The organism is Streptomyces sp. NPDC051211, assembly GCF_040689505.1.
Classification (GTDB): Bacteria; Actinomycetota; Actinomycetes; order Streptomycetales; family Streptomycetaceae; genus Streptomyces.
The window spans coordinates 15,363-37,401 of the sequence record NZ_JBFBAV010000039.1; the positions used below are offsets into that span (position 1 = coordinate 15,363).

The window sequence follows — 22,039 nt, forward strand, 5'->3', positions numbered from 1 at the left end:
ATGCGCAGCTCCACACATGGCAACTGCTACGGCTTCCACGGGATGGTGACAGGGAATCATTCGGCCCGCTCCCGACCAGCGTCCGGATTCCATCCGCCCGAGCACTCGTGCGGGTCAGTGCCGCCGGAATTCCTCGGCGGCCAGCAGCGCGGTATCCGGGTCGTCGGAGAACAGGCCGTCGATGCCGGTCGCGAAGAGCTCCTTGCAGTAGGCGAGCGACCTGCCGTAGTCGCCGGGGTTGTTGCCGACTCGGAAGTCCAGCGGCAAGAAGCTGTTCTCGTTCCGCAAGGTATACGGGGTGAGGAACAGTCCCGCGGCGTGTGCGTCGCGGACGAGCGTGGTGGGTTTGCCGAGTCTGCCCTGGGCGTCCTGCGTGATGATCTGCGTCAGCGAGGGGCCGATGCCCTGGGCGAAGTCGGCGATCCACTTGAGCCCCTCGGGCCTGAGGAGGTCGGCCGTGGTACGCGGGTCGCCGGACTCGACGAAGTCCGCGGGCCTGACGGACGGCTCGTCGAGCAGGAGGACCTTGGAGCACTGCACACCCAGCTCGTTGAGCCGCTCGAGACTGCTGGGCTCGAAAGACTGCACGAGGTTCGGAGCGTGCGCGGTGTGCCGGCCGTAGCGGCGCAGCAGCTTGGCGAGCGGCTCCTCGATGCCCAGGTCCAGTTTGCGGAAGTAGGTGGGGTGCTTGATCTCGGGGCAGATCCACAAGGGACGCTCGCGGCGGCGTCCCTCACGCTCCGCCCACTCAAGGACCTCTTCGAAGGTGGGTACCTCCCAGTAGCCGTTGTACAAGGTGTTGTGCTGGCGGATGTGGGGGATGCGCTCCTTGGCGCGCAGGGACTTGAGCTCGGCGAGCGTGAAGTCCTCGGTGAACCAGCCGGTGATTTTCTCGCCGTCCACGGTCTTGGTGGTCTTGCGGCCGGCAAACTGCTGATGGTCGGCGACGTCAGTGGTGGTGGAGATGTCGGGCTCGTGCCGACAGACCAGGTGCCCGTCCCTGGTGGGGACGAGGTCACCGGCTTCGATGACGTCCGCGCCCATGTCGAGGGCGAGTTGGTAGGCGCCGAAGGTGTGCTCCGGGCGGTAGCCGCTGGCACCTCGGTGGCCGACGACGAACGGTACAGGCAGCCGCTCGGGCCCCCTGACGGCCGCCGGCCGGGCAGCCCGGTCCGACGGTTTTAGACCTACCGCGTTCGCCGGTCCCGCTCCGGCCAGTACCACCGCTCCGGTGCCCAGGGCCGCGGCTGCCAACACCGTCCGCCGCCCCGGCTCCTGCCGCTTGTCCATGCTTGCACTCCTTACTCTGTGTCCGGTCCGCACCGCCCGGGGGAGACCTGGGCCTCTCAGCGATCTCCGATGCGTCAACCCGCCCCGGCAGGCCGCTTCCACGTCCTTGAAAGCACCTTGATCGTAAACAGGGACGGACGATGCCCAGCAGACACAGGGCCGCGACAAATGGATGCAAACACGCATCGGCTCGGTGGACAGCCAGCGCCGGCGACCCGCGGGGGCCGACCAGCACAAAATCATCGGCCGACGCGAGAGCCGCGCCCGCGGCGGAATCCTGGAGCCATGTCACGAGGCCATAGAGGGCATCCAGCGGGACGCCGAGGCCCGGAACTGTCGGGAAGGGGCTTGGCCCCGGGGGACTGCGGCAGGCTCCAGAGGTCAGTCGGCGGAACAGGCCACCGAACCGGCCCGCCTCCCGGCCTCTCCGAGGTAGGGAACCGGAGCGCAACGGTGGGGCTGAGGCCGCGTCCGCGCCGGCTGCTGCCGCCCATTCGTCAGGCCGGTGGCGGTTGGCCCGCCCGTCTCAGGTCGCCGGTGGCCCGCAGTCAGCCATACCCGCTCCGGCTCGGCTGCTCGGGGCGAATGGACCATCAGAAGTGCGAGCCGGTTTTGTGCCTTTTAGCATCCAAAGGAACGGTGAACGAGCGTGCCGTGTTGCGGCACGGGGGCCGCGATCCACGACAGGGCTCTGACGTAGTGCTAACGGGAAGGCGGGCCTTTTCGATGCGCGGGATCCTGCGTGCGGCCAGTGCCGTCCTGGCCGGGGCTGTGGCCGCCGGGTGCTCTGGTGGCGGCTCGGCCGTGGCGGGCCGTGCGGCGCCGGATCCGCGCTCCGATCTGAGGCCGTTCCATGAGCAGAAGATCGTGTGGCGGGCATGTCCGGCTGATGAGGTGCCTGATGAGGTCGCAGGTTTCCTGCGGTTCGAGTGCGCCGTGGTCAAGGTTCCCTTGGACTACTCCCGCCCGGACGGCAAGACGATCGACATCGCTGTCAACCGTCTTCCCGCCAGCGACAAAAAGCAGCGGATCGGGTCGCTGCTGACCAACCCCGGCGGACCGGGCAGCCCCGGACTGGGCTTCCTCTACAACTTCGCGGCTGATGGCTTCACCCCACAGCTGCGGGCGCGCTACGACATCATCGGCATGGACCCGCGCGGGGTCGGCAAAAGCCGGGAAGTGCGCTGCCAGACACAGAAGGAACAAGCCGCGCTGCAACAAAAGGTTGGCGAGGACTTCCAGGCGTTCGGCAAAGCGCTGGCAGCGGCCTGCACGAAGCGGGCCGGCGATCTGCTTCCGTTCGTCGGCACCGACAACGCCGCCCGGGACCTCGATGTCGTACGCGCCGTCCTCGGCGACAACAAGCTGAACTTCTACGGGGTCTCCTACGGCACTCTTCTCGGACAGTTCTACGCCGAGCAGTTCCCGGCGAAGACCGGACGGATGGTGCTCGACTCGGTCGTGGACCCCACCGTGTGGCCGGGGGACACCACCGTGGAGTCGGTGGCTTTCGAGACGTCGTTGAAGGTGTTCGTGCAAAGCTGATGGGGATCCTTGAAAACGGCCGGAGCCGCTCTTCGCCTCACTTTGTTGTTGGTTAAACCGTGCGGGGAAAGTGGGGATCGGCGAGCGTGCGTGGGCCCCGCCGACCGTCAGGTCGGCGGGGCCCGGTGATCGTGAACCTCAGCTCGTGATCAATTGATCAGATCGGACTTCGAACTCGATGCGTCCGTCGAGTGATTCGAGTCCCCAAGGGGTGACGGAGATTGTGACCGTGTCCGCGGTGTTGTCGGTGGTCAGGATGTCGCAGAGGATGCCGACCTCGAGGGGATAGTCGGAGTCGGGGGTCAGGTCGTCGCCGGTGAAGACGGGCCACTTGTCAACGAAGGCCCATTGCTGCTGGTGTGCGTCGGCGAAGCGGACCTCCACCAGGCCGGGCTGGGGTTCGTCATCGACCCATCGGACCGCTTCGCAACGCAAGAAGACCATGGGCAGAGCCTGCCATCAGGGCCTGCGGTCGGCAGCCGGTTTTCCGGACTGCCGACCCATCGGTCTGGCTGTCATGGAGCCCTGCGGAGCGGGACGACATCGGGAAGGCCGGTCGGCATCGACGGCCGGGCGGCTTCAGGTGTCGCCAGGAGAGCGACGATGGTGACGGGCTGCTGGCAGTGCGGGCAGTTGCGGGTTGCGGTGGGTTCGAGCGGGTCTCGCTCAGGTGCCTGTCGCGAGGTTCGTGCCGCCGGCTTGGGGGCCGGCGGGAGATCAGAGAGAGGCGGGGTGGCAGCCGGAGCCGGCCGTGATGCTCCTCCGAGCCGGCGGGCCCGGTCTTCGTCCCTGGCCTGGTCCCGTTGGCGTTCGGCGTCCTTGCGGCAGGCGGGGGAACAGTAGATCTGGCGGACTGTCCTGAGCGACTCGAAGGTGCCGTCGCAGACGGGACAGGTACGTGTTTCGCGGGCATCCTCGCTGGTGCGGGAGGTGATGCGGCACGCCTCCGAGCAATAGATCCGCCGGAGGGCGGCCGTCGTGACGAACTCGGTGTCGCAGGAGGGGCAGACCTGCTGGACGGGCCTGCGTTGCCGGTTGGTTTCCTTGCAGGTGGGCGAGCAGAAGACCTGGCGGCTGGTGTGGGTGGCGACGGTGAAGACCGATTCGCAGACGGGGCAGCGGCGGGCCATCTCGGATTCGACCTCGGAGACGGGAGGGTGGTCAGGAGACACGGGCGTTCACCCCGGCGCGGAGGGCTTCCGCCTGGTTCCGGTGGCCCCGGAGCCGGTAGGAAGGGCCGTCGATGCCGGCGACCGCAGCCCGGTGCAGGAGGCGGTCGAGCATGGCGGCCGCGACCGTGGCGTCGCCGAAGGCGCCGGCCCAGTCGGCGATGCCGACGTTGGTCGTCAGGATCGTGGAGGACTTCAGATACCTCTGGTTGATCACCTGGAACAGGGCGGAAGCGCCGTCCTCGGGCAGTGGGAGGTAGCCCAGTTCGTCGATGATCAGGAGTTTCGGGCCGGCGAAGAAGTTCATGCAGGACTTCCACCGGCCTTCGAGAGCGGCCTTGTGGCAGCGGGCCGAGAGCTCGGCGGCGGTGGTGAAGTAGACGCGGTGCCCCGCTTCGACCGCGGCCCGCCCGAGCGCGACGGACAGCATGGTCTTGCCGACTCCGGGCGGCCCGACGAACAGGACGTTTGAGGCGTCGTCGAGGAAGCGAAGGGTGGCCAGGTCGCGGATGAGTTTCTCATCGACGCCAGGCTGGGCCGCGAAGTCGAAGTCGTTCAGGGTCCAGGGTTCGGGCAGGCAGGCGAACCGGAGCCGGGCGGCCAGCCGGCGGGCCTCGGTGGCCTCGACCTCGATCTCGATCTCCAGCAGCCGTTCCAGAGCCGCGGTCAGCGACATCCGTTCGGTCCGGGCCTGGTCGAGAACCCGGTTGAGGGCCTCGGCCGCGTCGTTGAGCTTGAGGTAGGACAGGTGGCCTCGCAGCTGCTGGAAGCGGCGTGCTTCGCTCATCTGCATCGGTGACGATGGCGTGCTCACTCCTCGTTCTCCTCCTTCGGTGAGGGGGCTGTCCGCAGCCGGTCGGCCACGGCGGCATAGTGGGACAGGTCGATCACGACCCGTTCGGCCGGATCCCCGACCGCCGGAAGCCCGCGCAGTCGCTCGGCCTCGGCGAGCGCGGCCGCTGAGGGCGGCCTTCGGACCTTCGTCTTGCATGGCGCCCGGTCGGAGAACGACGAGAGCACAGCTCGCTCCAACGCGATGACGTGACCGTCGTCCCGGACGGTCTGGCCGGAGCCCCGGGCAGCCCGGCGGTGCTGGGCGATGACCGCTCGGCCCGCGGTGGCGATCCGAAGGACGTCGTCGCCCAGGCGGATCAGCACCTTGACCTGGACGCCTGGAAGGCCGGGCGGGACGGAGTAGAAGTTCCCGTCGAACTGGACCAGGCTCTGCGGGCTGACCGTTCGCTCGACTTCCAGCTCGGCCGGGAACGGCCGCACCGGGATGTCCAGCATCGGCTCCGCCGCGGCAAGCTCACCGACCGTGGTGGCGACTCCGTCGATGCGGCGGCGACGCTCGTCCATCCGGACAGCGAGTTTGTCGACGCCAGACTGGGCCTGGACCACGCTGAGCCCGTCGGGGACCGTGCGCCACCATCGTTGGGCAGCGGAGTGGTTGGTCTTCTCCACCACTCCCTTGCGGTTGCCGCGACGAGGGGGACAGATGTCCACGCCGGCTCCGTAGTACTTGGCGACGGCGGCGAAGGATGAGGTCATCTGGCCGCTGGAGGGGTAGCAGACGGTCGCCATCCGGTCGAAGCGCCACCGGCGGGCGGTCCCGCCGAGCTTGCGCATGACCTCGTCGAGGGCCTGGACCAGGTGGGGAAAGTCCTCGGACTCCGAGAGCACTGCCCGCCACCGGCCGGAATGAGCGAGCGCGCCGACCAGCAGGTGGGCGTGCTCACCCACTCCCCACCCTTCTGGCGGGTTCGGGAGTTCCAGCCAGTCGAACTGGATCTCCTCGCCGGGCGGGTGCGCGATCACCGCGACGTTCCGGCCGGTGGACGCGTGGCAGGGCTCGCAGTGGGGGCGGACCTGGTATCGGCGCAGGGCCCGGGTGAACGTCGAGTAGGCACCCTCGTAGCCCAGTTCCGACACCTCGTCGAACAAGGTCGAGGCCCACAGGTGCGGGTCGTCGGCCAGGCGTTGCCGGCAGTAGGGCAGGAACGGCACGAACGCGTCCGGGCCCTCACGCCGCTGGCCGGGGGTTCGGTCGCCGTTCAGATAGGCACGGATCGTCTTGCGATCACGGCCCAGATGCCGTGCGATCGCCGAGATCGTCCATCCCTGACGACGCAGAGCGTGAGCGTCCACGTCTTCCTCCCGAGTGAGCAATCGGGCCCCCGAACAGGCCGAACTCCTAGCTCACGCAGGCTCTCCACGACACGCCGACACCAGTTCGACACGCCGGGAGGTTCACACAATGGATGGGGAGATCAAGAGAGCAGGTTTGTCCCACCCCAGAGCGACAAGTGGGGAAATCCAAATATCCCCATCACCGTAGGCCATGGAGACCCGACACTGGCCCGCCTCGAAGGACCAGCCCTGCCCGGGCACCCGCTCGGGGCAGCCAGCGTCCAGGATGCGGGGGCCGCCCTCGTAGAACGGGGCCGGCGGCAGTGCGAGGCCGCCCCAGCGGTCCTGGAAGGCGGTGGCCCGGTCGGCCTCAGCAACGGGGATCCCGTGCCCAATCCTCGCGTCGCGGTGTCGCCGGATGCCCTGTCCCGGGACGCGGATGCCCTCCACCTCGACGAATTGCCGGGCCCTGGAACTCAGGCCGGTGGGCCCGACAGGGATAGGCGATACCGGGCTGCCGACCGTCACCGCTGCGCGCCGTCGCCGGCGTGGAGCACGGCCGCCCCGACCTCCCGCACGCGGTCCAGGCTGATTCCTGTGCGCTGCTCCACGGCGAGGGGGTGGTCGGTGGGCTCGAGCTCGACGAAGGGGCGCTCACCGACCGGGCGGGTGTGGACGTAGGTCTTCAGGTTGAGGGTCGTGGCTGGGTAGACCGGCAGGTCGGTGGTGAGCCAGCCGAAGTACGGGTTCTCGGACTCCCGACTGGGGCTTTCCCACAGATCTGCGGCCCGGGAGAAATTCTCTCGGCTCAGCGAGACCCACACGCCCCAGGAGAACACCTCGTCGCTGTCGATGACCGGTATCTCGATCAGACCCTTGACGAAGTAGTGCTGCGCGCGGATCACGCACTGGTCCGACGAGAGCAAGCAGTCGTCGGCGCCGGCAAAGGCCGACTCCCACACGGCCGGGGCCTCGGCCGTGTAGTTCATTGGCAGCTCAGGGTGGTGGGCCCCGCAGCAGGCGCACGTGAACCCGAGATCACTGGTCATAGGGCCGGAGCCTAGTGACAGGCTTCGCCCCAGCCTCAGGCGGGCCCCGCAGGCCACCTTCCAGGGCCAACCGTCCTGCTCAGTCACAAGAGGGTGCATCTGCATCGAGCTGACCGTTCGACCCGCAGGGCAGTGGTCACCAAGCGCTCAGCCGAGAGTCAGCGGAACCAGACGACAAGGCGTACGTTCTCGGCTCCGTGGATTTCGCTGAGGATGCGCATGACCTTCCAGACGCGGCCCCAGTCGGTGTCGATCCCCGCGGCTGAAGCGCGGGTTCGTGTGCCTGAGGCGTCGGTCTCCTGCCAGTCCGTGGTGTCCAGCTCGGCCCAGTTCAGCCAGGTGGTCCCGTGCACATCGTGGGGACCGCCGTAGCCGGCGAACTCACCTCGCAGCCCATCCGAGGCGTCGTCCGGGAAGCCGCGATCTTCCGCGAGGGGACGGAAGCCGAAGGAGTTTCGGACTCCGAAGAGGCAGGCCAGGCCGTCGTAGGCGTTGCCCCTGTTGAGGAGGAAGAGATCGATGCCGACCTCCCATACGGAGTCCTCGTCGTCGGGGCCCCATAGGCGAGCCCCTGGCCGGCATTCGATCATTCCGCTGACGTCGGTCGACATGGAGAGATCCTGCCTGCACAGGCCAGGAGCCAGCATCTCCTTTTCACGCGCGTGCGTACGTGGGCCGGTCGAGGCTCTGGCTCAGGCGGATCCGTATACGTCATAGGGGCGCCTCCTGCGCGTGGCTTCGTTCACTTCTAGGAACAGCGTTTGTCGATGAGTTCCGTCAGCAGTGGGCGATCAAGAGGGCTGCGGATGTTCATGAGCACAACCCGTGAACAAAGCCACCCATCCCATCCTCCGGTGCGCAGGTACCACCTGGCTCTGAACCGGCACGGCCAGGTTCGGTACCCGCAGCGTCGTGGCCTGTAGTAGGCGGCCACAAGAGTGGCCAGGGAGAAGCCCACTCCAGTTGAGAGCCACCCGTAGGGCTCGCCTTCAGGGCCTGACAACACAGTCGTCAGCACCGCGCCAACGGCAGCCGACGCCAGTGCGGCCTCATCTACCTTGCCGGACATATCTCTGGAAGGTGACGCCACAAGGCCACTATGAACCGAGGGTGCTGGCTCAACCTCAAGCGACACGATTGAGGCGCCCCGCTTGGCTTGACCTAGTACTTCGGCCTCGGGAACACGGAATCGTGGTTGGCGGTAGCCGGAGGAATCGCGGCTGCCGCAGGTCAGCGGCCTCTCAGACTGTTGGGGCGGGCCCGAATGCCGTCGCTGCGGCCACCTGCTGGGGTGCCTACCTTGCGTTTTGACCCCGCTTCGCGCGAGACATCCGTGACAAGCGCCACTGTTGCCGACGGGACCCATACCACTCGCGGAAGCGAATGCGGAGGGACGTCCTGTCTCGGGACAGGGCGCTCGTCCACAGATCCCGTTTCCACCTCCGTCCATCAGCGTCCGTGAAACAGAAGGTCTCAGGGTTACGCAGCTCGGCGACAACGTGACTTCGAACATGCTTCAACATCTCCGACACCGGAAGCTTGAGCTCCTGCCCGGGTCGGACCACCGGGGGCTCTGTCCTTGCAACCAGCGTCCCCGCGCGGCCATGCCTCCACTCCAGCGCTGCATACGGGATCGGTCGCGGCGATGCGTTGAGGACGTGCGCCATAAGCGCATCCCCTGAGCCCTCCAGCCAGCAGGTCACCAGGTTGGCCTCTTCCCGCTCCGCCTTACGCCGGTCGCGCAGGAGGATGTAGAAGCCCAGTGCCAACGATCCGCTGGTGAGAATGCTGCTGCTCCAGGCTGGGACGGTCCCCCAGTCGACGCCGCTCATGCGACAACTGTGGCAGGAGCAGCACGAAGATCAGCGGAACGGGGCGAACGCCACGAGCGCCGCTCAAGATTCAGTGAGACGCCCTCAATCTTCAGCGAGACAGGACATCTGCAGCGCGACGAGCAGTACACGCTGTCCGACCGCTTCCGTCGGCCGAACGGCGTGTCACGGCCGATGAGTCCGGGTGCCGGCATGGCGGCCAGCACCTGCTCACTCCTTCGCAACGTCGGATGGCGTCGTCGCGAGGGAAGTCGCCCAGGTTCTCGGCGGAGGCTGTCCACGACGTCACCGGCGCTCAGCAAGCATGCGGCCGTGGCCCGGTGGTCAAGCCGTCCATTGGATGGATGGGTCAGCCCGGCTGGCAGTCGGTGGGCCGAACGCTCTGCACGGCGTCCAGCCTGTTGCGCCATTCCCAGTTGGTGCTCCGGTCCCCCGACCAGATCGTTCGGTAAAGACACTCTCCGGGCCTGACCCAGTCAATGGCGTACACCGTGACATCGGCGTTCGACTCGAAGGAGGCGGCGTTGTCATGCAGGGGCGCCGGCACGTCGGCATAGCCCGGCGGGCGGTAACACCAGCTCGCTCCGGCGTAGCCAGGTTCGGTGTAGAAGCAGACCTCTCCCACAGCCAAGCTGCGATCCGGGGCGAGCACAGCGTACGCCGGGGCAGCCGACAAAAGAGCTGCGGCGAAGGCGAGGGCGAGAGTGGTGGCTCGGCGAGACATGTCGGTGGATCTCCCAGGCATAGCTGAAATGCGGCCAACAAGCGATCTTGCGATGACGGAAATCGAGAGCCGTCACGTAAAGCTATGGATCAGCAGCAGAACGTAGCAGAAGCGGCTCGACAGGACGCCAGCGGTTCCTGGGATGGCCGTCGCGCGGAATGGTCACACCTGGGCGTCATGATCGAGCCTGGCTGACCCGGCAGATGACCCGGCGGGTCATTCGCGCAAAAAATCGAACAAGTGTTGCAATAGAAGGGTGAGACCACCGTTCCGCTTCCCCGATGACCTGCTCACCCTCCAAGAGACGTGGCAGCAGACCTACGCGGATCTCGCGCAGGGCTCATCCACGTGCAGCCCGACCGTGCTGCGGCGCCGGCTGATCGCCCTTTCCGGGCGCCTCTACACCCACCCGTACTGGACTGCTCCCGCCGGCTGGCGGACCGGCGGCGTCGAGCTGCGTCGCGCCGTTCGCAGTCACGCCCCAGCGGCAACGGGACGGGAGGCGGCATGAACCAGCAGACGACGAACCCGCGCTCGCAGGTCGTACCCGTCACCTGGGCGCCGAGCCAGACCGGACCCTGCGCACGGTGCCACCTTCTCTGCACTAGTCAAGTTGAGCCGATCTGAACGGCATTAGTTGTAGCCCACCGTGCGTCAAACTTCCCGGAGATCGGAGGCTCCCAGGCTGCCTGTTGCCGCTCCCATCCCGTCGCTGCTGGGTGGTGGGCCGTTCAGGCTGGCCAGGTGCCGAGTGCGTGGGCCAGGCGGTTGCTCTGGTCGCGGGTGATGCCCTGGGCGAGGCGTGTCCCACACCGGGGACTCATGTATCCGTCACAGTGGAGAATTCCGAGGAAGGGCTCTTGGCTGGCTGAGAGCGGAGAGGTGGCAGGAAGCGTCCATTCAGCCGGCTCCCACAAGGGGTGGTCGGCGAGGAGAGCTGCCGCGAGATGCGGGGCCAGCGCTGCGGGTGCGCCTGCTTGCGTCAGCGCGCCACCGACCACAGTTGCGGCGTCCTCGGGCAGATCCTGGTCGCCGAGGGCAGGCAGTAGGAGAAGCAGGCGTGCATATTCGGCGTGGACTCCCGGAGCGTTGAGGTCAGGCGTGCGGGCGATGTGGTGGAGCTCCTGCCACGACAAGCCGGGGCCAGCCTGGTGGCCGCTGACGGTGGCCAGGTGGCCGTGCCGTCCCCACTCGGGGTGGGTGATGAAGTACTCCGTCTCCGGATCGTCGGGAAAGTTGCGTCCGAGGACCAGCGCGGTATGGCCGTCATCAAACGGGATCCGGAAGACAGGCCAGTGATCCTCGTCGCCGAGCGCATCGCAGGCTGCATCGGCATCAGCCCCGTCAATACCGAACGGATATAGAGAAGCGTCGTGCTCCTCCGTCTGGCTCAGCCACATCAGGTAGGCCGCCCAGAACCCCGGCAGTGCCAGCAGTTCCTCCCCCGCGACAATCGGGGCGTTCTCGAATCCCTTTATCAGCACTGGTCCAGACTCTCACCCGCCTCTGACAGTCCGTAGACGACCCTGTGTCCGAGAGACGGTCTCGGTGCTATGGGCGGTTGGGGTCAGCCACGTCGATCAGGCGCCAGCAGAGTTCGAGCGTTCGGATCGACGAGCTTCAGGCTCACTGAGGCCGACGGGTGGTTGGGATGCCGAGAGCAACGGGTACCCGTTGGGCGGTTCGAGCGGCGTCGGCCTGTTTGGTACGGACGAAGGTCAAGGTCATGTCGATGCCTTCGATCTCGCCGAGCCACTGCTCTTCCTCGGCGCGTTTGCGGCGCAGGACCAAGTCTCTTTCGATCTGCTTCTCTGAACTAGCGATCGCTACTCGGGGCTCTGGGTAAACCGCTGGCAGCTGGGTCCCCGCCGGGCAAAGATGCAGCCATGCGCTATACCAACACCGACCCCGAGCTCATGGACCTGGTCCGACGATTCGTCACGCCCGGCCGGCGGTACCTGCGGCTGGGTGGAAGCTCGCTGCGGTTGAGCGGGCCTGAGCGCGACTTGTTCATGAGGGAGCTGGTCAAGGCTGCCGGGGAGATCACTCCCGCTGAGCTCGGCGTCCTTTTCGAAGGCGGCTGGCGAGAGCGTAAGACTGCCTCCTGGCTGGTTGCTGTAGCCGGCAGGACCGAGTTCCGCAGCCGCATCGGCGAACTCCTGCTGGCCAGCGAAGGCCCCGGCGGCGGGGCCTACTGCATCACTCTTGCCACCTTCGGCACCAGCACGGACGCCGATCTAGTCTGCAGATTCCTTGATCGCTGCTTGCCTCAACCCGACCGCGTCTACGACCAGATCGTCGCTCTCAGCACACTGCTTCACCTCGATGCCGTCCTTGGGACCGAGCGAGCATCCCCATGCCTTGCCGCCGGTGGCCAGTGGCAGCACTGGACCGATGCCACGCCGAACCTGTTGCGGGATCCGCAGAAGTACCGGCAGGTCGTGGACCAGCTCTGTTCCTTCGCCAGCGAGTGCACTGAACTCTTTGCCAGAATGGAAACCAGGCACTGAGCCCCCCCGACTTGACCACTGGACGCCGACCGTTTCGGACCCCTCAGTAGAGTCTGGGCAATGACAGGAAAGCAGGGCCGCTGGCCAAAGATCGACCAGGATGGTGGCATCGAGGACGTGACACTCCTCATCCTGGAATGGCTGGGTGAGCAGGGCGTGAACGCCACTATCAGAGTGGACGCCGAGAGGGTGGCCGACAACTCGCCGGCGTGGACGTTCGCCGCCAGTGGGGGTCCCTTGGAACATGGCATGCGTGCTGACGGGAGGACTGTGCAGCAATGCATGTCCACAGCCCTGTCCCAGCTGCGCGAGGCCGGGCTGTCGGTTCCGTTTTGATCTTCGTCTTCGCTTGCTCTGGCTTCGATCATGACGTTGGTCTCGGCGTCCCAGCGGTTCCTCCGGACCGGCTGAAGTCCGGCATTCCGAGCTGGACCGCAGCCGAGTGTCTCTCGGCCAGTGCGTCGACCTGGGCGAGATTGTCTTCGGCGCCGGCCAAGCTGACACGGAGTCCTTCGACCTCGCCGAGCCAGCCCTCTTGTTCGGCTTTGGCGATGCGGGCGATGAGGTTGTCGCGGATCTCCTCCAACCGGCCGCGCTGGGCCGGGTCCGGCCGGAGCAGCGAGCAACGAATGCAAGCGTGCTCATGAACACAAGGGCTTGAAAAAGCACGAGCGCAGGTGCCGATGGAGACCTTGCGCTTCTCGAAGTGCGCGAGGAAGGCGTCCCATTCCTCCTCGGTGGGGGTTCGGTACTCATCGCTGGGTCGGGTGGCCCTGCGGCGGGCGATGAAGGCGCGATGGGCCTCGATGGTCTCGGCCGGGTAGATCGCCTTGTAGCCCATCGTCGTATCAAGACTCTTATGTCCGCAGAGCACTTGGGCGATGTGCGGTGGCAGGCCGTTCATGATGGCGTCGGTCACGAAGGTCCTGCGGAAGTCGTGCGGGGAGAAGACGAGCGGTTCGCCGGCGGCATCGGTCAGGCTCGTGGCGGCCAGCGCGTTGATCAGAAGCTTGCGGAGCGCGGTCGGGGTGAAAGCCCGTTGTTCGGTGCCGATATCGCGTTGGAATAGCAGCGGCATCGGCGGGTTCCAGACCCGCTCGTGGACGTCGTAGGAGGTCACCAGCGGGATCGCGCGACTGCTTCCCCGCAGGCGGCGGATGATGGTGGAAAGGACGTCTGCCAGTTCCGGGCTGACCAGCAGGAGCCGTTCGCTGTCGGTCTTGGACGGGGCGATCTGCAGCAGGGGTACGACTTCGCCGGTGCTGGGGAGCCGGTATTCGGTGATGCTGTGGTGGGTCAGTTCCAGGAGCTCCTCGTTGCGGATGCCGGTCAGGCGCAGGACCTCGATCGCGGCGAAGGCCCAGAAGGCTTCGGTCTCCTCGTAGGTGAGGTTTCGCCGCCGCCCGGTCGAGGTCTCCTCTGCCCAGGTCAGGTGCCCGGCGGCCTTGGGCGCGACCGCTCTCCGCAAGGCTCCGGCGGTGTCCGGGATCAGATCCCCGGGCTGGGTGTGCTCGGCGGCAGCCAGTAGTTTGGCTGCGGCCCGGCGCCTGCCATCAACGGTGTCGGCCAGCGCCGGCAGGACGGGAAGCCGTTCGCGGGTGCGCTGGTCCATCCGGGCCTTGCGGTGTTTGCGGTCCTTGGCCTTGCTGATCTCCTCATCACTGATCGGGCAGGGCACCACCCACGGCGCCCAGCGGACCGGCTCTTCCGCAGCCCACTGGGCGATGTCCAGATAGAAGGCGCGGACGCGGATGAGCTCGTCCTTGGCGTTCAGTCTGGGACTGGCGGCCTCGACGGCGGTGCCGTCCGGACCGATCGTGGTGCGTTTCTTGGTGGCGACGTCTGTCTTCCAGGCCGGGGCCAGTGCCGGTGGCAGCCGCAGGGAGTCAATGCCAGGCGAGAGCGCTTCGACCCTGGTCCAGAACAGCCCGGCCAGCGTCCGCGACACCGCGTCCAGGCTGGTGTAATCCAACGACGGCTGCCGTTCGCGCAAGTAGTCCACGATCAGGTCGCGGACCGGGCGGCACTGGATCGGATACCGATCCACGAGTTCTTCGATGCTCAGCCGGCCGGCGGCCAACCCGAACGCGCGGATCGTAGCCGGGGCGTCCTCAGGGAAGAGCCCCAAGGCCCGCAGCCGAAGGTAGAAGTCAACTTTGCGCTGACCCCCACGGACGTGGACCCGACGCAAGGTGTCGACCAGCTCAACGCAGTCGCCGACGGTGATGTCCGCGATCGCCCCGCCCTTGCAGGCCAGAAGCATCGCGATCCGGGTGGCCGCGATGGTGGCCTCGCCTCGGGCGCTGGCCGGTCCGGACTCGGCCAGCTGGGCCAGCCTCGTGAACCCCTCGGGGTCGCGGACCGCGGCCATGACCGGGGCCAGGTGCTTGTGGGTGCGGGTGAGCATCCAGGCCAGCTCGGGACGGATGACATCGCCGCAGACCAGAATCAGCAGCCCGGAGGTCAGGTCAACGCGCTCATACGACGGCGACGGCCCACTCTGGCGCAAGAAGCGCAGCGGGAGATCTGTCCAGTCCGCGCCGGGATCTCCTCGGCGCGGCTGGTCTTCCAACGCTGCTGCCAGGTATCCCCTGGGAGGCCGGACAGCCAGCGCAGAAGTTTGGCGACCCCACGCCGTCGCCCGGCCCGGGTGGCGTTGGCCGCTGGCAAGAACGGTGGCGCCGTCAGCCGACGCAGCACGTCGTCCGCCGGCTGCGCTGTCGCCGGCCACCATGCCTCCGCGGAACGGGGCGGGAACCGTTCCCGCAGTACGCTGTTCCGCGCCCGGGCCTGTTCGACTGTTGCATTCGCGGTCTGCAGCTGTCGGCGCGTCGAGTGCTTCGTGGTGATGGTCATGAAGACCGCCCGAAGAGCACGTCCAAGTCTTCCGGGTCGTAGCCGGGGGCCGGCGGCGGCACCGGCTCGGCGTGCCGGTCTGCCCGCCGGGCGTGGTGGGCCAGCACCTCGGCCACGACCTCGTCCTGGCGCGGTGCGAGGTAGATTTCAGTCGTGGTCAGATGCGCGTGCCCGAGGACCCACTGCACGTCGGTCAGGGTCAGCGCCGGGTCGCGCACCATGCGGGCGGCGGCGCTGTGACGAAGGTCGTGAAGGGTCCAGTCCGCACCGAAGGCGGCGTTTACCCGCTCGAACATGCGATGGGCGCCGTGGTATTCAGCGGCTGAAACGGGCGCCGCAGCGTCCACCACACTGGCTGCGTCCGGCCCCGCGGCACCAGCCCGTGCAGCTCCTGCTGGTAAAGCCGCAGCCACACGAACGCATCTGCCGAGGCAGGCACCTGCTGCCGTACTCGGGAGCCCTTCCGCACAACGCTGATCAGCTGCTGTCCCGCGTCGACGTCGCACTGCCGGACGCCGATCAGCTCCGAGGCCCGGACTCCGCTGGAGATCCAAAAAGCGATCATTGCCCGGTCCCGGTTCGACGGCAGGGCCGCGAACAGCGTGTTGAACCACTCGTCCGGGATCGAGCGCGGAATCCGGCGCGGAAGGGTGGGCCGGTAGCGGCCTCTCCGCTCCGGTGCCCAGGCGTCCATCGGGTTGTGGTGTGCGTGCGCACGGCCGGAGCGGCGCGCCAGGTCCAGTGGGAATGGGTTGATCAGCGGCCCAGATCCGGCATCACGGTGCAGATCGTAGAACTTGCGCAGCACTGTCTCGCTGTGGGCAACGGTCGATGGGGCATAGCCGAGCCCAGGGCTCGGGGCGCCGACGCTGCGGGCCCGCCGCCGCTTGACCGTCAGCTGGATCCAGCAGCTGAAATCCCGAGCGTCCACGCGCGTCGCTCGATCCCATGACACCTCGACCGCGTGCAGGAACCGCCACCACCGCAATAGGTCCATGCCATAGGAGCGGACGGTCGCCGCCGCCTTCCCGGCTGCCAGCAGTTCCTGGAAGAACACCGCAACCGGCGCCACGGCCGCGCCGTCGGCGTCGACGAGCCGGTAGGGCTCGTACCGGTCGCCGGTCTCCACCAGCCGACCCCACCGAGGAACGGCCAACCTCGACAGATCTCGCTCGGGCACACGATCGTCCATCACGACCGCAGACCGTACTGGGCGACAACGTCACCCGTGCCCTGAACTGCACAATCAACCTGGTTCGTTCAGTCAACGGGGCATCCGATGCCCGATGCTGCAGGTCAACCCCAAGATGCTGCCGCGGCCGCCGAGATCGAGAAGGACCTGATCCTCCGCCGCAGACGGGCTGAGGAGGAGCAGTGGCTCGGCGAGATCGAAGGCATCGACATGACCTTGACCTTCGTTCGCATCAAGCAGGCCGACGCCGCCCGACTCGCACAACGGTCACCCGTCGCCCTCGGCATCCCCACCACCCGGCCGGCCTCAGTCTGCGGCACGGGTGTCTCCGGCCGGAGACACCCCGCCTTGATCACGCCGAGAACAGCTCGCTCAGCTTGTGGGACAGCATCATGTCGCCCTCAACGCGCATCTTGCCGCCCATGAAAGCCTGCATCGTGTCTGTTTCACCGGAGACGATGTCCTTCAAGGTTGCCGAGTCCAGCACGAAGGTGCAGTTGGCATCCGGGTTCTCGCCCTCCTGCAGCTGGCAGACGCCGTCCTTCACGACGAGCGAGTAGTGCGCGTCCCCGTCCGTCACGTTGAACCCGAAGACCAGATCCAGGCCGGCGGCAGCCGGCGGGTTGAACTTCGCCTGCATCCTCTTCATGGCGTCAGCAACGTCGCTCACGTTCTCTCCTACCTCTGTGATTACGGGTCGCCCCATCCAGGACGGCTCACCTCGATACAGAATCGATCTTCGGCAGCCTTCACCAGCGCCGTTTGCGACCACTGTCATCAGAAGTGGTGACCGCGTCCCCAGAGGAGCGTGTAGCTCCACGCGCAGTTGGATTGCTGTGAGCCGCGGTTCGCCAGGCCGGTGTCCGTCACAGGCGCCGTTGGGGAGAACCGGCGCGGCCCGTGGCGGCCTCCGAGGCGGCAGCCATGGACCCATCAGGTGCCCCACCTGGCTCTCCCTGCCGCCTCACTCGGCTGACGGCAGCATGACTCCCTGGTTCACGTTGAAGTCCTGAAGTTCGATGTAGATGACGGCGTCGGGTCCGCCGGATCCGGGGGCCGTGAAGCGGGCCGGGCCGGACGAGCGGTACAGGGCACCGCCAGTGGGGGAGCCGTCCGGGTTGATGTCCTGAGCCGGTGGCGGGTAGGAGGGGATGGTGGCTGTGAGGACGATGGGCTCGGCAGCCTCGTAGGGGAACGGCCCCTCCTGGTCGCCGGACTTGTCCAGGGTCATCGTGGGGGCGACGGTGAGGGTGTCGGTGAGGCTCTCGCCGTCGGGGGTGAGGCGGATGATGCTGTCCGGTGTGTCGACGATGTCGGGGAGCTTCAATGTGATCCTCCCGTAGGCCGGATGCTCGGCTGTCATCGTGAAGTTCAGCAGCTGGTAGCGGACGAAATCCGCACCACCGGCGAGGATCCGCACAGACTGCGACCCGATGAAGTTCACCGTGCCGCCCTGCTCGTGGGGAGCATGGGGAATGAGGGTCACCCCGTAGGCGTTCAGCGACAGGGTGAACGTCTGCCCGACCTCGGGCAAGGACGCGGCACGCCTGGCCCTCGTTGTAGCGGAGGCCGCCGGGGAGGCAGCCAGGGCGGTACCGGCCGCAACAGCGGCAGCCAGCGTGTGACGCAAGAGTCGCCGCCGACTCAAGGCAGGCGACGTCTGGGAAAGATCCATGACAGAAATTGTCAGCGGCACCCCCCTGCGCCGGACCACTCTGCGCGGATTCTCACCCCCAGGGGTGACATGAACCGCTCTCCCAGCTCCGCAACCAGCTGCTGTCATCAGCTGGACGCGTGGCGCGGCGTCCGCCACCCTCAACGAGAGTCCGTCATCTTCATCAAAAACGGACAGCTCCCATGCCCGGGGACCCGATCACCTAGGACGACGAGCGAACCGGACCAGGCCATCTGAGATTGAGGCCATTCGACTGAGCCGGGACAACGACGCCTGGCCGAGCTCGGGGTGAAGCCGTCGCGGACTGTACGAGCCCGGACAGCGGCCACGACGACCAGTGCAGCGGCACCCGTCCGGGCGGGGCGCGGAAGCGTTCCACAAGGGCGTCCAGGCCCTCACGCAGTACCTCGAGAGGGAAAGCGGCCTCCCCGGCCGGGCCCGCGTCAAGCACCTCCCCGACGGGACCGGGCACCGCATGGGGTGTGGATCGTCAACCAGGAGCAGCGCCGAGACCGGCTCGACGCCGACCGACTCGCCGCCCTGGCCGCCCTCGGGGTGGAGTGGACGCAGCAGAGCTAGAGCGTGTCTCCTCGATGGACGGAGCCGTTGGTGATGGGAATGTCAACAGACCCGATGGCCGCGTTAGTGGCCTCGCTCATGCCCAGCACAGGAGGAACGTTGTCGACTTCCCCCGCAGCCAGCGCTGCGCATCGGATGCCGCCGCCGGGGTGCCACTCCATCACTGGCCCGACAGCATGCCCGTGTTCGGCGCACCAGGGCACCGGGACCAGGCCGCCGCAGTCGTACCGGCGGCACGCGCACCCCTCCCCCGAGCCGGCGGACGGCACCCCGTGACGAACCACCCCGCCCGCCGTCCCCTCCGCGGCGGTGCCCCGCAGGCTGGCCGGCCACGCCAGCGTCACCCGCAGGCCGCCCGATCCCGACCGGAACCGCTCGATTCACCCGCACCTCCCCCAGCACCGCCAACGGCGCCGTGCCCGGCGCAGTCAGCTTGGCGTTTAACCTCTGCCGCTGTTGCGAGCGGCTGCGTTCATCGCTGTCGGTGGGTACTGGTATCTGTCATCTGGTGACCAGCGAAGACAGCGCCCCGGCTCCCCAGCGGTTCAACATCGTTCTCGGCCCTGAGAACGGTCCCTACGCATGTCCCTGCTGCGGCTGCCTAACTCTGAAAGCCCGTGGCGCCCACGAGATATGCACGGTCTGCTACTGGGAGGACGACGGCCAGGACGAGCATGATGATGATGTCGTCCGAGGAGGCCCAAACGGATCGCTCAGTCTTGTTCAGGCCCAGCACAACTTTGAAGAGATGGGTGCGTGCGATCCGAAGTGGGTCAAGTACGTCCGGGCACCGTTTCCCGAAGAGCGGTAGCACGGTTGCTCAGCCCGCGACTCGTCTGGGCTTGGTGCCGACCTTGTGGTGCGCGGGCCGGGTGTAGGACTCGCCGGTGGCAAGGACACGTCCGACGTCGTAGCGGGTAGCGGGCCGCTGATTCTTCGATCCGAGTGGACGGCCGGGCCCGGGCCGCGTGGGTTTCGGTGCACCGGCCGGCGTGCCGGTCTTCGCGCGCAGGTTCCTGAACCCCCGGCGGACTCGGGTGGGGGTGAGTCTGTTCGGTTCCGCCGGTCGTTCCCACGGCCGGCGGAGATCCCGCGCAAGCGGCCGGGCGAGACGCAGTTGAGCGTGCGCAGCCAGAACGAGCCAGGTCCAGCGGTCGGCCGCGGCGGAGTCTCGAAGCCTGGGTCGGGTCCAGCCGAGCGTTTGCTTGAGCAGGCGAAACGTATGCTCCACATCGAACCTTCGCAGAAACGCCTGCCAGCATCGATCGACATCCTCGGGGCGGGCTCCTGTACTCGACCACCACAACCAGACGGGCTTGTTCACGCCTCCGCTGGGCAGCTTCTCGACCGTCAACCGGATCACGGTCCCCTCGATGACCGGCAGGGGGCCTTCGTGGTCATCCCACGCGGCTCGCCGGGTCAGCCGGGGATGGAGCCGGTCCCAGGCCTGCGCCGTCGCTGCCCCGTACCGGTCGGTACTGGTCACGGTCACCGCGGTGACCTCGCCCCACGTGGCCGGGTCACCGAAGACGAACTCACCACCGTGCTTGGGCGGTCGACCACCCCGCGGCGGGCAGATCCACGGCACCGGCACGGGCATGCGCATCACCCGGTCCGAGCGGAGCCGCCCCAGAACCTCCACGGGCAGGTCGGCCAGAAGGTGGGCAATGCGGGGCGCGTCGTAGCCCGCGTCCAGTACGACCAGAACGCGCGGGTCCCCGTCCCGCCACTGCCCAGCCTCTGAAAGGCGTTCGACGACGTCGCGGACCTGGACAGCAGTGACCGCGGCCAGGTCGGCGCCGGGCTCCAGCCGGATCGCGTCCAGCAGCGCGGTCCACGAGGTCCGGCCGGTCTCCAGCGCGGCGACGATCGAGTACGGCCAGCCAGGCACCATCTGGTGCTTGCCCAGGCCCCGGCCGAAGGTGTGGCAGAAGGAGCGGTCCGAGGAGGTGTCGGCGTCCGGCCGCAACCACGGCGAGACGTCCACTGCCAGCACCAGCCGACCGTCGCCAGCCCGGGGAAGCGGGACGCTGGTCAGTGCCCGCCGGAGCCGGGCGACGTCGATCCGACCGTGGTTGATCCCGGAGTACAAGGCTCCGTGTCCGCGCCGATGCTCGGGAGCGAGGGCCAGGTCCACGAGGGTGCGGACCGGGCCATCGGTGCACAGCAACGCATCGCACAGCTCGAACAGGGCGTCGCTCCGAGCGGTCAGGCACGCGTACAACTCCGACCGGAACTCCGCCACCACCGTCAACGCGTCTCGTTGAACCTCGTGCTCGACCAGTCCCACAATCCCGGTCCTCCGTGCTGCGTTGTCGCTCAGCACAGGATCGGCCCGCGGCCCCTCACACGTCTGGTGAACTGGGGAAACACCGAAAAAGTTCGAGCCTCGTTCGACGGCGGACGATAAACGACAAGGTCAGTGCCTGTTCCTAAACCCGGCTCGGCGGTTTGCGTCACCAGGGGCGCCACTCGGTGACGCCTCCTGAACGCGATCGTCGGCGCCAAGCCCTCGTTCGACACCGGGGTGAGCAGTATTGGCTGCCGGATCCAATTCGGGGGACACCTTCTACTGGAGGACGAGCCCTGCGGATCCGGACGCATGGCCGGTGGTCGTCCGCACGGACAACGCCGACTGGACCCAGTTCCCAGTCAGTGCCGTCGAGTTTGCTGGCCGGCGTGTACGGGCGCACCATCGATGTGCCGGGCATGCCCAGGAACTTCCCCAGCGACGACCCGAAGGTGCTGGGCCTGAGCGACCGCATCGACTAATCGGCAACTCAGAGGGCGCTATGTGAAGTTGGGCGCTTGAGGCGAGCGGCCTGGCCGCGGGTTCGCTGAGCGGCTACGGCCGCGGCTGGGTGAACAAGCCCTGCTCGGTCTCGACCAGGATTCCGCGTTCGACCAGCCGCTTGAGCTTCAGGCGGACGTTGTTGAGAAACGCTCGGGGACTCCATCAATATCGATCATGAAAATCCCTTGCGAGCCGTCAGTGTTGACCGAAACTGGAAACAGCCGTACAGATTCAGGTAACCCGACATCTTGCGGTCTTCCCGACTCCAGCAGGATGCTCGCAAACCTCGACGCTGCCGCCACGCGATTTGCTGGAGCTTCCCAGTCACAAGCCCCGAAGACTGGCATCGAGAGAAAGAGTCCGTCCATCCCATCCGTCAACTTCAGGAAACGGCGGTAGTCCTCGTCGAGGGACTGGCCAGCTTCCTGCTCGAGCATGTTAATCTGCTCATCGTCAGCCGGGAGGCGGATCCCGGGCAATGGCCGGAGATCCGGGGCCTCAAGATATTGCGCCACCCGTGTACTAACCAGCCGGCCAATCAACTGCGGGAGTTCCACATCATCCTCTGATTCCTAGGGGCGGCTAATTTCACACAGCCCGTACTGACCTCGCGAGACCGATCCCGCCACGCTTCGGTCGTTTACGTCGTGGGATTGCCCTGCACGCCAGCGCAGTAGAACCCGGTCGGTTAGTA

At 67.2% G+C, this 22,039-nt stretch carries 20 protein-coding genes; 6 read left to right on the forward strand and 14 right to left on the reverse strand.

The annotated features are described in order from the left end of the window. Window positions 1–114: 114 nt before the first annotated feature. Window positions 115–1,290 (reverse strand): glycerophosphodiester phosphodiesterase, encoded by a 1,176-nt coding sequence (locus AB0447_RS28655; protein WP_366479725.1) that lies wholly within the window; start codon window positions 1,288–1,290, stop codon window positions 115–117. A gap of 726 nt (window positions 1,291–2,016) precedes the next feature. Here AB0447_RS28655 and AB0447_RS28660 point away from each other — a divergent pair. Beyond that, on the forward strand, window positions 2,017–2,835 hold the full coding sequence (locus tag AB0447_RS28660) for an alpha/beta fold hydrolase (protein WP_366479726.1): 819 nt from the start codon (window positions 2,017–2,019) through the stop codon (window positions 2,833–2,835). A 138-nt stretch (window positions 2,836–2,973) separates the two neighbouring features. On the opposite strand, the gene AB0447_RS28665 is transcribed toward AB0447_RS28660, so the two are convergent. The 5 genes from AB0447_RS28665 to AB0447_RS28685 all read right to left on the reverse strand — a co-directional run bounded on the left by AB0447_RS28665 (window position 2,974) and on the right by AB0447_RS28685 (window position 7,794). Next, on the reverse strand, window positions 2,974–3,279 hold the full coding sequence (locus AB0447_RS28665; RefSeq protein ID WP_366479727.1) for a hypothetical protein: 306 nt from the start codon (window positions 3,277–3,279) through the stop codon (window positions 2,974–2,976). A 717-nt stretch (window positions 3,280–3,996) separates the two neighbouring features. Beyond that, complete coding sequence (gene istB, locus AB0447_RS28670; protein ID WP_366479728.1) at window positions 3,997–4,818, reverse strand: IS21-like element helper ATPase IstB; 822 nt, start codon at window positions 4,816–4,818, stop codon at window positions 3,997–3,999. Then, the gene (locus AB0447_RS28675; RefSeq protein ID WP_366479729.1) at window positions 4,815–6,152 is read right to left on the reverse strand and encodes an IS21 family transposase; all 1,338 of its coding nucleotides are present in this window, start codon (window positions 6,150–6,152) and stop codon (window positions 4,815–4,817) included. Before AB0447_RS28675 ends, istB begins: the two co-directional genes overlap by 4 nt. Before the next feature lie 506 nt (window positions 6,153–6,658). Further along, window positions 6,659–7,123, reverse strand: a complete 465-nt coding sequence (locus tag AB0447_RS28680) for a DUF2199 domain-containing protein (protein WP_366479762.1) — start codon at window positions 7,121–7,123, stop codon at window positions 6,659–6,661. Between the two features lie 218 nt (window positions 7,124–7,341). Further along, window positions 7,342–7,794 carry a hypothetical protein gene (locus AB0447_RS28685; protein ID WP_366479730.1) on the reverse strand — a complete coding sequence of 151 codons (453 nt, stop codon included), beginning with the start codon at window positions 7,792–7,794 and terminating at the stop codon, window positions 7,342–7,344. A gap of 2,201 nt (window positions 7,795–9,995) precedes the next feature. Here AB0447_RS28685 and AB0447_RS28690 point away from each other — a divergent pair. Further along, window positions 9,996–10,250, forward strand: coding sequence for a hypothetical protein (locus AB0447_RS28690; RefSeq protein WP_366479731.1), 255 nt, complete (start codon window positions 9,996–9,998; stop codon window positions 10,248–10,250). 220 nt (window positions 10,251–10,470) lie between these two features. Here AB0447_RS28690 and AB0447_RS28695 read toward each other — a convergent pair whose 3' ends face one another. Next, window positions 10,471–11,223: a hypothetical protein gene (locus AB0447_RS28695; RefSeq protein WP_366479732.1), complete on the reverse strand. Its 753-nt coding sequence runs from the start codon at window positions 11,221–11,223 to the stop codon at window positions 10,471–10,473. A 190-nt stretch (window positions 11,224–11,413) separates the two neighbouring features. Here AB0447_RS28695 and AB0447_RS28700 point away from each other — a divergent pair, with 190 nt between their 5' ends. From AB0447_RS28700 to AB0447_RS28710, 3 genes are all read left to right on the forward strand, one after another. After that, window positions 11,414–11,554, forward strand: a complete 141-nt coding sequence (locus AB0447_RS28700; protein WP_366479733.1) for a hypothetical protein — start codon at window positions 11,414–11,416, stop codon at window positions 11,552–11,554. Between the two features lie 71 nt (window positions 11,555–11,625). Beyond that, entirely contained in the window at window positions 11,626–12,249 is a 624-nt protein-coding gene (locus AB0447_RS28705) for a DUF6000 family protein (protein WP_366479734.1), read from the forward strand. A gap of 60 nt (window positions 12,250–12,309) precedes the next feature. Continuing rightward, window positions 12,310–12,585, forward strand: coding sequence for a hypothetical protein (locus tag AB0447_RS28710; protein ID WP_366479735.1), 276 nt, complete (start codon window positions 12,310–12,312; stop codon window positions 12,583–12,585). A 28-nt stretch (window positions 12,586–12,613) separates the two neighbouring features. Here the strand turns inward: AB0447_RS28710 and AB0447_RS28715 are convergent, their stop codons facing one another. The 5 genes from AB0447_RS28715 to AB0447_RS28735 all read right to left on the reverse strand — a co-directional run bounded on the left by AB0447_RS28715 (window position 12,614) and on the right by AB0447_RS28735 (window position 17,831). Beyond that, on the reverse strand, window positions 12,614–14,821 hold the full coding sequence (locus tag AB0447_RS28715; protein ID WP_366479736.1) for a site-specific integrase: 2,208 nt from the start codon (window positions 14,819–14,821) through the stop codon (window positions 12,614–12,616). Window positions 14,822–15,101: 280 nt separating this feature from the next. Continuing rightward, window positions 15,102–15,401, reverse strand: coding sequence for a site-specific integrase (locus tag AB0447_RS28720; RefSeq protein WP_366479737.1), 300 nt, complete (start codon window positions 15,399–15,401; stop codon window positions 15,102–15,104). Continuing rightward, a complete protein-coding gene (locus AB0447_RS28725; RefSeq protein WP_366479763.1) occupies window positions 15,386–16,297 on the reverse strand; it encodes a site-specific integrase in 912 nt (303 codons plus the stop codon). Before AB0447_RS28725 ends, AB0447_RS28720 begins: the two co-directional genes overlap by 16 nt. Window positions 16,298–16,649: 352 nt before the next feature. Further along, complete coding sequence (locus AB0447_RS28730) at window positions 16,650–16,967, reverse strand: SCP2 sterol-binding domain-containing protein (protein WP_366479738.1); 318 nt, start codon at window positions 16,965–16,967, stop codon at window positions 16,650–16,652. A 294-nt stretch (window positions 16,968–17,261) separates the two neighbouring features. Beyond that, a complete protein-coding gene (locus tag AB0447_RS28735) occupies window positions 17,262–17,831 on the reverse strand; it encodes a hypothetical protein (protein WP_366479739.1) in 570 nt (189 codons plus the stop codon). Between the two features lie 1,228 nt (window positions 17,832–19,059). Here AB0447_RS28735 and AB0447_RS28740 point away from each other — a divergent pair. Further along, a complete protein-coding gene (locus AB0447_RS28740) occupies window positions 19,060–19,362 on the forward strand; it encodes a CPCC family cysteine-rich protein (RefSeq protein WP_366479740.1) in 303 nt (100 codons plus the stop codon). Between the two features lie 9 nt (window positions 19,363–19,371). On the opposite strand, the gene AB0447_RS28745 is transcribed toward AB0447_RS28740, so the two are convergent. Next, complete coding sequence (locus AB0447_RS28745; protein ID WP_366479741.1) at window positions 19,372–20,841, reverse strand: NF041680 family putative transposase; 1,470 nt, start codon at window positions 20,839–20,841, stop codon at window positions 19,372–19,374. Window positions 20,842–21,470: 629 nt separating this feature from the next. Next, window positions 21,471–21,902 (reverse strand): SMI1/KNR4 family protein, encoded by a 432-nt coding sequence (locus AB0447_RS28750; RefSeq protein WP_366479742.1) that lies wholly within the window; start codon window positions 21,900–21,902, stop codon window positions 21,471–21,473. Window positions 21,903–22,039: the final 137 nt, after the last annotated feature.